The following is a 9,018-nucleotide window of genomic DNA, read 5'->3' as shown; positions in this document are numbered from 1 at the left end:
AAAAGAAATTAAGAATGCAACCTTCTTCCTTTCTGCTGCATGGGCCGAAAGACACCCCGATATTGTAGAGCGAATCATGAAAGATGGACACGAAATCGGTAGTATGGGGTACAATTACACATCCTATACTTCTCTAGAGACAAATGAAATAAGACGAGACCTTTTACGAGCACAAGATGTTTTTACGAAACTTGGTGTAAAACAAGTCAAGCTGTTACGTCCACCTAGTGGCGAATTTAACAAAGCAACCCTTAAAATCGCAGAATCACTTGGATACACCGTCGTGCATTGGAGTAATAATTCAAACGATTGGAAAAACCCAGGTGTAAATAACATCGTTTCCACTGTCTCTAATAATTTGAAAGGTGGAGATATCGTGTTATTACACGCATCCGATTCTGCTCTTCAAACAAATAGAGCTTTACCGCTGCTCCTGCAAAAAATAAAAAGTGATGGATATGAGCAAATATCCGTTTCACAACTTATTTCCAACACAAGTACGAAAAGTGAAGATGTGAAGTAGCTTCTTCCCTACTACTCTTCACGCATAAAAAGCTCTACTACCTTTCAAGAAGGTAGTAGAGCTTTTTTAATCATACCATTTACAACATTATAACTGATGTTGTATAAAACCTCTCTATTAAGCTGATTTACTTGTTTTTCCGATTAAACGATGTAATACAAGTAATTGATATGCATTACATAACAATAGCGGTATAACCATTAAATATAACCAATCTGTATCATTAATCCGAAGCGCCGGTACCCATTCAAGGATCGTTACAACAACCATAAAGAACAGAGCTGGCACAAATGCTTTTTTATTTGTTTCTTTACTTTTTACATAAGCAACAATTGCTCCAAACACAAATAACATTCCAGCAACAAGTATATTATTCCCTAACGAGACTTCCCCATTTGCAATAAGTACAGATCTTAAATACACAAAATCAAATAATACGAATGCAATAAAGAAGAGCTGGACTGCATTCCATAAAGAAGATGAGCGAAACATCCCTAGTCCAAAACGGTGGATTGTTAAATATGCAAAGAATCCCATTTGACTTATAACACTAAAAATAAATCCTACACCCATCAGCCAGAAAGATACTGCTAAAATCTCCTTACCGTCGAAATTTTGAAAAAATTTATTGTACTTGTCCCACTCCAAAACAAAACCAATAATAACTGTGCTAATCCCACCAAGAAACAACGTCGTTAAAAATAGTCGTACCCACTTGCGGCTATTCACAACACATCCCCCATTATCCTTATATTTCTAATTAAATTGTATCAATGACAATTTCAAAAAGCTAGCCATGTTCATGTATAAATTCCTTAAAGATATTTATATTAAAAAGAGAGAACTGTGCTGAAAGGAGTTCCAACTTATGAAACGGATGCTATTCATTTTCGTTTCTTCTTTTCTACTTATCGCACTTGCAGCATGCGCACAAGGAAAAGAAACGAAATCCGAACTAGATTACGATCAAACAAAGAAAATGATTGTTGATATTTTAAAAACAGATCAAGGTAAGAAAGCTATTCAAGATGTATTAACTGATGAAAAAATGAAACAAGCACTCATACTAGATGAAACAGTAGTAAAGAAAACGATTGAAGATGCCATGGTATCCGATAAAGGGCAACAATTCTGGGAAAAGCTCTTTAAAGATCCTGAGTTCTCATCAAAATTTGCTAAAAGTATGGGGAAAGAACAAACTCAATTAATGAAAACCTTATTAAAAGACCCTGAATACCAAGCAGGCGTTATAGAAATTATGAAAAATCCTGAAGTAGAAAAAATGATGTTACAAACAATGAAGAGTAAAGAATACCGTCAATATCTACAACAAGTACTAACAGAAACTGCTGAAAGTCCACTCTTCCAAGCCAAGATGATTGATATCATTAGTAAAGGTGTGCAAAAAGCTGAAAAAGGCGGATCTGGTAAGAAAGAAGCAGGCGGTGACGGTGGTTCTCAAGGCGAGAAGAAGGAAGAACAGTAAAAAATAATAACTATAATAACGAGTGGACAATTTATATATTGTCCACTCGTTATTACTTTATCTTGCTATTAACAGACAAAATGGACCCCTCTAATTAAACGAAAGGTTTACTAGCAACAAAAGCCTTATTGTTGTCAGTAACAGGTGAACCCCACTGATTAAAGTTTCACTTTATTTTTGTGTAACAGCTGTTTTATCAATTACTGTTTCAGCTATTTTACTATAAATAATGCCCGTTGTATGTGTATCTTCATATACTGAAGGAGCAAAGTCTTCTTTATTCCAATCGGGTTGTTGCAGTGGAATACGACCAAGAACATTCGTTTGTAATTCGGTAGCTAACTTATCTCCCCCGCCTTTTCCAAATACATATTCTTTCTCACCAGTTACCTTACTTTCAAAATATGCCATATTCTCAACAACACCAAGAATACTATGTTCAGTGCGCAATGCCATCGCTCCAGCACGCGCTGCTACAAACGCAGCTGTTGGATGAGGCGTCGTTACAATAATCTCTTTGCAAGATGGCAACATTGAGTGCACATCTAACGCAACATCACCTGTGCCTGGTGGCAAATCTAGTACTAAATAATCTAAATCGCCCCATTCTACTTCTGTGAAGAAGTGGTTTAACATTTTCCCAAGCATAGGTCCTCTCCAAATAACTGGTGCATTATCCTCTACAAAGAAGCCCATTGAGATTACCTTTACACCTAAACGTTCCACCGGAATTATCTTGTCACCTCTTACGATAGGACGTTTTTCTATCCCCATCATGTCTGGCACACTAAAACCGTAAATGTCCGCATCAATAATACCAACTTTTTTTCCTAAACGAGCTAAAGCAACTGCAAGGTTAACGGAAACAGTTGATTTTCCCACGCCACCTTTTCCACTCGCTACTGCTAAGAATGTTGTTTTTGAATTAGGTGACAATAAAGATTCACTTTGCTCTTCTTCTTGTTCCGGTGCAAACTGAGCTAATTCCTCTTCTGTAAATTCTGCAAAACGAAGTCCAACTGTTGCTGCCCCAAGTTCTTTTACTAACTTTACAATTCCAGACTGCAACTGCATTTGTTCCGCTGTACCGGTTTTTACGATTGCAATTTTAACACTCACATGTTCCTTCTCTGGCTTGACTGTTACCTCTTTAATTGCACTTGTTTCTTTTAATGTTTTATGTAAAAACGGATCTACAATCCCTTCTAACGCTTCAACCACTTGCTCTTTCGTTACCATAATTAGCCCAGCCCCCTGTATGAAAAATAACGTAATGTTAATTGAATTTATCTCTGCGTATTCTTGAAATAAATGCGTTTACATTTCCAGTATAACATATTTTCCGAAAACTTCGTTAACGAGAGAAGCTCAAAAAAATCCTCCTTATTCTGGAGGATTTCCTTTTTCCGTGAAATAACGTAATATACCACGGTATATTGCAGCTGCTACCTTTTGCTGATATTTCTCCGAATTTAACATATACCTTTCGTTCACATTCGATAAAAAGCCGGCTTCAATTAAAGCACCTGGTGTTTTAGAATACTTTAATAAATACACATGCGAAATTGTCTTAGCAGAACGATTCGTGTTCTCTAAACTTGTTCTCAATTCAGCCTGTATAAATTTTGCAGCACGTTCATTTTCAATCGAAGAGCGGTAATAGAACGTTTGTGCGCCTTTCGATCCACTACTAGTTAAAGCATTTAAATGAATACTTGCAAAAAAGTCTACATCAGGTTTATTGATGATTTCTACACGTTTTTTTAAATCCTCTGCTTTACGTCTACTATATGACTTTGTATCTTTGTTAGCTAAATCATAATCTCCCTCACGCGTTAAAATAACTAGTGCACCTTGTTCTTGTAAATAGTCTTGTACCTTTTTTGTAATTTCAAGCGTAATATCCTTTTCTATAATATCCTTTCCACCAACAGCCCCTCCATCTGGTCCACCATGCCCAGCATCTAATACAATTACTTTCCCTGATAAGGGTAAATTCCAAGCTCGCCACGATTTTGTAATTTGAAATTCTTGCTTGACTAAAAAAAACAATACAACCGCAGCGAGTGCAAAAGAGATAATTCGAATTCTCTTCATACCTTTCCTCCTCCAGCTAGTCCCTCTAATTACTTATATGGGACAAGAGGAAAGTTTATGCTTGTCTTAATGAAGCTTTAATCGATATCTTCTTTCACCTTTTTCATACCCTTCTTGCCACCACAATCCTATAAACTGCTGACAAGATTCAAAAAGTAATTCCTCATCTTTCAACTTTATTTCTCGCATAGTCATACTCGTTAAAAATTGAAATAGCGTTTCAGTTAATTGTTGTTCTTCTTCTAAAGCTCTATATTTCACATCAAAAAACGATTCACCATAATAACCAAATTTACTGTATCTCGCTCCTAATAAATAAGATTCTATCCCTAATTCAATACAGTAATCTTCATACTGACGATGAAGCTCTTGCATTTGAAAGGCATCACGAATATTTGAACGCAATGTTTTTAATGATAATTCCCGCAACATCTTCCGCTCGTATTTTAACTGCTTTTCTTTTTGTTTTTCTTGTAAGCTGACAATGACATTCATAGTACTTATAAACCTCCCTAATACGTATTAGTCTAAACTTCTAAAGAAGAAGCATACGCGCGGCGGTAGCACTAAAATATTCCAAGCTATAAAAATTGCAAAAGAGGAATGAAACATAAAAAACCCCAACCAAAATGGTTGGGGTTTGTAGTTCGCAAAAATTAACGTTTTGAGAACTGAGGTGCACGACGTGCGCCTTTAAGACCGTATTTTTTACGCTCTTTCATACGTGCGTCACGAGTTAATAGACCTGCACGTTTTAGTGTTAGACGGTATTCTGGATCAGCTTTTAATAAAGCGCGAGAAATACCGTGACGAATAGCACCAGCTTGACCAGTGTATCCACCACCATTTACGTTTACAAGTACATCGTAGTTACCTAAAGTTTCTGTTGCAACTAGAGGTTGTTTCACTACTTCACGTAATGCAGCAAATGGGATATAGTTTTCAAAATCACGACCGTTAATGATAACGCGTCCTTCGCCTGGAACTAGGCGTACGCGCGCTACTGAACTCTTACGACGTCCAGTGCCATAGTATTGAACCTGTGCCAAAGTAAGCCCTCCTTTAATTAATTATCCGCGAAGTTCGTAAACTTCTGGTTTTTGTGCTTGGTGTGGATGCTCTGCTCCAGCATACACGTTAAGTTTCTTAGAAACTTGACGGCCTAAGCGTCCTTTTGGAAGCATGCCTTTAATTGCAAGCTCTAACATTTGTACAGGGTAGTTTGTACGCATTTCAAGAGCTGTTCTTTGCTTAAGTCCACCTGGGTGGTTAGTGTGACGGTAGTAAATTTTATCGTTTAATTTATTACCTGTTAAATGAATTTTCTCAGCGTTAATAATAATTACATGATCACCCGTGTCAACGTGTGGTGTAAATGTAGGTTTGTTTTTACCACGTAAAATGGATGCTACTTCACTAGCAAGGCGACCTAAAGTTTGACCTTCAGCATCAACCACATACCATTTACGCTCAACTTCGTTAGCTTTTGCCATAAAAGTCGTACGCATGTGTTTCCCTCCTCGTTATCTTTTCCATAGAAAAAATCTATTGTTTATCTTAAACACGATTTCCTTCCGGGGCTAATCGTGGTTTTAGAAACAATACCATATGTTATGATATACTTTTGAGTTTCTAATGTCAAGCAAATGTTACACCAGGATTAGTTGTTATAGTTTACCTCCCACAAGTAAAGCCCATGACCTGGAGCCATCTTTCCAGCAAACTGACGATTTTGTTTCGCTAAAATCTCTGGAATGCTATCAGGATCAAGCTTTCCTTGCCCTACGCTAAGTAACGTACCAACAATAATTCTGACCATATTATATAAAAATCCATTACCTACAAAACGAAAAATTATTTCATCATCTTGTTCAATTAACTCGATTTCATAAATTGTTCGCACTTTATCTTTTTTGTCAGTTTTTGCCGAACAAAAAGAAGTAAAATCATGCGTTCCAATAAAATAAGGAATTGCTTTTCTTATATAGTTGATTTCGAGCGGGTATGGATATTGATATACGTAATTTCTACGGAATACATCCGCAGTCTTTGATAATAATACACGATAACGATATTCTTTTTTCTCAACACCGTAACGTGCATGAAATTCTTCTGTTTTTTTCTCTACTTGCCTAATAACAATATCATCTGGCAACATTGTGTTTAAAGCATTACTCCATTGCCATTCTTCAAGAGACAAAGGAGTATCAAAGTGTATTACTTGTCCTTTTGCATGAACTGTAGAATCTGTTCTACCAGATGCCTGAACACGAACAAGTTCTCCCTTATGCAATTTCTGCAATGCTTTTTCTATCTCCTGTTGAACAGTACGATGGTTCGGCTGAATTTGATAACCACAAAAATGCATGCCATCATATGCAACCGTACATTTTATTCTATCCATTTCTCTATTCTCCATTACGATCGCACCCATGCCAAAATACAAGCTAAACAAAATAAGCTGACAATCGTTACTGTATCGCTTGTTTTCCAGCGTAGTTGCCTAAATTTAGTACGTCCTTCACCACTTTGATATCCACGAGCTTCCATCGCAATGGCTAAGTCCTCTGCACGCTTAAAAGCACTGATAAACAGAGGAACGAGCAGTGAAATAATAGCTTTCATTCTATCTTTTATCGGTCCCCCGGCAAAATCAATACCACGTGACGCTTGTGCTTTCATTATTTTACTCGTTTCATCCATTAATGTCGGGATAAAACGAAGAGAAATTGACATCATTAATGCGATTTCATGAACAGGAACCTTTATACGCTTCAACGGCTTTAATAACGTCTCCAAACCATCTGTAATTTCAATAGGTGTCGTCGTTAACGTTAATAATGTCGTCATTAAAATAATAACGAAGAATCGTACAGAAATGTATATCCCTTGCTCTAATCCTTTTTCATATATCGAAAACCAACCAAGCTGGAATAGTACATCCCCCTCTTTATTTGTAAAAATATGCAGGAAAAATGTAAAAAGAAAAATCCATAAAATTGGTTTTAAGCCCGAAAGTACATAACGAATCGGCACTTTTGCAAAAAATAAAGCAATGAGTGCATATAAAAATAAAAATCCATATGAAATCGCATTATTTGCTAAGAAAACAACAAATACATATAAAAAGACAATCAGCAGCTTCGTACGTGGATCAAGTTGATGAATAAGTGAATTCCCCGGGATATATCTCCCAATAATCAACTGCTGCATGATTCATGACCACCTTTTCGTAACACCTGCACAACTTCATGAGTAAGATCCTCTAAAGATAAGGTAGCCTTTGGAATTGAAATACCAAACTTCTCTTCAATTGCACGTTTATACTTTAATGACATAGGAAGATCCACACCAATTTTCTCTAGTTCATCAGCATGTGAAAATACTTCCTCTGCACTTCCTTGCAAAAAGACCGTTCCTTTATGCATAACTACAATCTGCTCCGCATACTGAGCAGCATCCTCCATATTATGCGTTACAAGGATGACTGTAAGACCCTTCTCCTTGTGCAGCTTATAAAACATCTCCATAAGTTCGTTCTGCCCTTTTGGATCTAGTCCTGCTGTAGGTTCATCTAATACAAGCACTTCAGGTTCCATTGCCAGTACACCCGCTATAGCAACACGTCTCATTTGTCCACCACTTAATTCGAACGGAGAACGTGTTAACAGTTCTGGTTCTAGCCCTACAAGTTCAATTGCCTTTCTAGCCTTTTGCCTTGCTTCGTCTACAGATACTCCAAAATTAGTAGGGCCGAAACAAATATCTTTCTCCACAGTCTCTTCAAACAACTGATGTTCTGGAAATTGAAAGACAACCCCTACTTTTTTACGTAGTGGCTTTAGCTTTTTTTCTTTCTTTCCTGCCGAAATCAAATGTTCACCAATTTGAACTGTACCATTTGTCGGCTGCAATAAACCATTTAAATGTTGAATCATCGTCGACTTTCCTGAACCAGTATGACCGATAATGGCATAATAGCCCCCACTTGGAAACGACACGTCTACATCATAAAGTGCGCGTCTTTCAAATGGAGTTTTATATTGATAACGATGTTCTACTTTTTGGAATGTAATCTCCAAAGTTCGTTCACCAAGCTTTCCATTGTAAGATGCGTATTTTGCAAGAGAATTTCATTTCTTTTTAATAATTCTGCTATTTTCACCGAAAACGGTACATCTAAGCCAATTTCTTGGAGCATATGAGAGGATTTGAAAATTTTTTCTGGAGTCCCTTCCTCTAATATTTCTCCCTTATTTAAAATAATGACACGATCTGACTGTGCCGCTTCTTCTAAATCGTGCGTAATTGATAACACGGTAATACCTTTTTGAGTAACAAGTTGTCTAACCGTTTCTACTACTTCACGTCTCCCTTGAGGGTCTAACATTGACGTTGCTTCATCTAATATTAAAATAGATGGTTGAAGTGCTAAAACGCCTGCTATTGCCACTCGCTGCTTTTGCCCACCAGATAAGGAATGAGGCTCATCATTAAGAAAATCTTCCATACGGACAAGTTGCAAGGCCTGTTCTAATCTTTCAATCATTTGTTCTCTTGGCATTCCGATATTCTCCAAGCCAAATACAACATCATCTTGCACTGTCGTTCCAACAAATTGATTATCTGGATTTTGAAATACCATTCCAATTTGTTTTCGAACATCCCATACCGTTTCCTCTGATAAAACCATTGTATCATTTACTGTAATAGTCCCTGCTTCTGGCAAAAACAAACCATTCAATAATTTTGCAAGTGTAGACTTTCCTGAACCGTTTTGTCCAATAATAGATACCCATTCTCCCTCATATAAGGAAAATGAAACATCTTTTAATGCATAAGTGGCTGCCCCAGGATATTGAAATGATATATTTTCTATCCGAAGTTTCTCTTTTTTCAATAGAAGGCACCC

General features: G+C 36.9%; 12 protein-coding genes (1 of these 12 only partly in view). 2 read left to right on the top strand and 10 right to left on the bottom strand.

The window, feature by feature from the left end; genetic code table 11:
- A protein-coding gene (gene pdaB / locus V7S45_RS00870) for a polysaccharide deacetylase family sporulation protein PdaB (protein ID WP_000464703.1) crosses the window boundary here: on the top strand, positions 1-523 show its 3' portion. The gene continues 242 nt to the left of window position 1, outside the view; only the last 523 of its 765 coding nucleotides appear in the window; the start codon falls outside the window, past its left edge; it ends in the stop codon at positions 521-523.
- Positions 524-640: 117 nt separating this feature from the next.
- Here the strand turns inward: pdaB and kbaA are convergent, their stop codons facing one another.
- Positions 641-1,252, bottom strand: a complete 612-nt coding sequence (kbaA, locus tag V7S45_RS00865) for a KinB signaling pathway activation protein KbaA (protein ID WP_001088527.1) — start codon at positions 1,250-1,252, stop codon at positions 641-643.
- A 139-nt stretch (positions 1,253-1,391) separates the two neighbouring features.
- Between kbaA and gerD the strand changes: the two genes are divergently transcribed.
- Positions 1,392-2,009, top strand: coding sequence for a spore germination lipoprotein GerD (gerD, locus tag V7S45_RS00860; RefSeq protein ID WP_000827295.1), 618 nt, complete (start codon positions 1,392-1,394; stop codon positions 2,007-2,009).
- Positions 2,010-2,180: 171 nt separating this feature from the next.
- Here gerD and V7S45_RS00855 read toward each other — a convergent pair whose 3' ends face one another.
- The 9 genes from V7S45_RS00855 to V7S45_RS00815 all read right to left on the bottom strand — a co-directional run bounded on the left by V7S45_RS00855 (position 2,181) and on the right by V7S45_RS00815 (position 9,006).
- On the bottom strand, positions 2,181-3,248 hold the full coding sequence (locus V7S45_RS00855; protein WP_000256628.1) for an Mrp/NBP35 family ATP-binding protein: 1,068 nt from the start codon (positions 3,246-3,248) through the stop codon (positions 2,181-2,183).
- A 144-nt stretch (positions 3,249-3,392) separates the two neighbouring features.
- A complete protein-coding gene (gene cwlD / locus V7S45_RS00850; protein WP_000822439.1) occupies positions 3,393-4,106 on the bottom strand; it encodes an N-acetylmuramoyl-L-alanine amidase CwlD in 714 nt (237 codons plus the stop codon).
- Positions 4,107-4,172: 66 nt separating this feature from the next.
- The gene (locus tag V7S45_RS00845) at positions 4,173-4,601 is read right to left on the bottom strand and encodes a DUF2521 family protein (RefSeq protein ID WP_001101005.1); all 429 of its coding nucleotides are present in this window, start codon (positions 4,599-4,601) and stop codon (positions 4,173-4,175) included.
- A gap of 161 nt (positions 4,602-4,762) precedes the next feature.
- Positions 4,763-5,155 (bottom strand): 30S ribosomal protein S9, encoded by a 393-nt coding sequence (gene rpsI, locus V7S45_RS00840; RefSeq protein ID WP_000079986.1) that lies wholly within the window; start codon positions 5,153-5,155, stop codon positions 4,763-4,765.
- A 21-nt stretch (positions 5,156-5,176) separates the two neighbouring features.
- A complete protein-coding gene (gene rplM / locus V7S45_RS00835; RefSeq protein WP_001260793.1) occupies positions 5,177-5,614 on the bottom strand; it encodes a 50S ribosomal protein L13 in 438 nt (145 codons plus the stop codon).
- A 152-nt stretch (positions 5,615-5,766) separates the two neighbouring features.
- On the bottom strand, positions 5,767-6,510 hold the full coding sequence (truA, locus tag V7S45_RS00830) for a tRNA pseudouridine(38-40) synthase TruA (protein WP_025687200.1): 744 nt from the start codon (positions 6,508-6,510) through the stop codon (positions 5,767-5,769).
- Positions 6,511-6,524: 14 nt separating this feature from the next.
- Positions 6,525-7,319, bottom strand: coding sequence for an energy-coupling factor transporter transmembrane protein EcfT (locus V7S45_RS00825; protein ID WP_001186526.1), 795 nt, complete (start codon positions 7,317-7,319; stop codon positions 6,525-6,527).
- Complete coding sequence (locus V7S45_RS00820) at positions 7,307-8,188, bottom strand: energy-coupling factor ABC transporter ATP-binding protein (RefSeq protein WP_000406535.1); 882 nt, start codon at positions 8,186-8,188, stop codon at positions 7,307-7,309. Before V7S45_RS00820 ends, V7S45_RS00825 begins: the two co-directional genes overlap by 13 nt.
- Positions 8,164-9,006 carry an energy-coupling factor ABC transporter ATP-binding protein gene (locus V7S45_RS00815; protein WP_000711757.1) on the bottom strand — a complete coding sequence of 281 codons (843 nt, stop codon included), beginning with the start codon at positions 9,004-9,006 and terminating at the stop codon, positions 8,164-8,166. Before V7S45_RS00815 ends, V7S45_RS00820 begins: the two co-directional genes overlap by 25 nt.
- Between the last annotated feature and the right edge of the window lie 12 nt (positions 9,007-9,018).

This window comes from Bacillus sp. BR3(2024) (genome assembly GCF_039134555.1).
In the GTDB taxonomy this organism is placed as follows: Bacteria; Bacillota; Bacilli; order Bacillales; family Bacillaceae_G; genus Bacillus_A; species Bacillus_A cereus.
Note: the sequence above shows the minus strand (reverse complement) of the source record. Positions and strands in the feature narration are given on the sequence as shown.

What these genes read in the sequence shown, in the direction of transcription:
- gerD (WP_000827295.1), top strand. Translation starts at nt 1,392, where the DNA reads ATGAAACGGATGCTATTCATTTTCGTTTCTTCTTTTCTACTTATCGCA.
- V7S45_RS00855 (WP_000256628.1), bottom strand. Translation starts at nt 3,248, where the DNA reads ATGGTAACGAAAGAGCAAGTGGTTGAAGCGTTAGAAGGGATTGTAGAT.
- cwlD (WP_000822439.1), bottom strand. Translation starts at nt 4,106, where the DNA reads ATGAAGAGAATTCGAATTATCTCTTTTGCACTCGCTGCGGTTGTATTG.
- V7S45_RS00845 (WP_001101005.1), bottom strand. Translation starts at nt 4,601, where the DNA reads ATGAATGTCATTGTCAGCTTACAAGAAAAACAAAAAGAAAAGCAGTTA.
- rplM (WP_001260793.1), bottom strand. Translation starts at nt 5,614, where the DNA reads ATGCGTACGACTTTTATGGCAAAAGCTAACGAAGTTGAGCGTAAATGG.
- truA (WP_025687200.1), bottom strand. Translation starts at nt 6,510, where the DNA reads ATGGATAGAATAAAATGTACGGTTGCATATGATGGCATGCATTTTTGT.
- V7S45_RS00825 (WP_001186526.1), bottom strand. Translation starts at nt 7,319, where the DNA reads ATGCAGCAGTTGATTATTGGGAGATATATCCCGGGGAATTCACTTATT.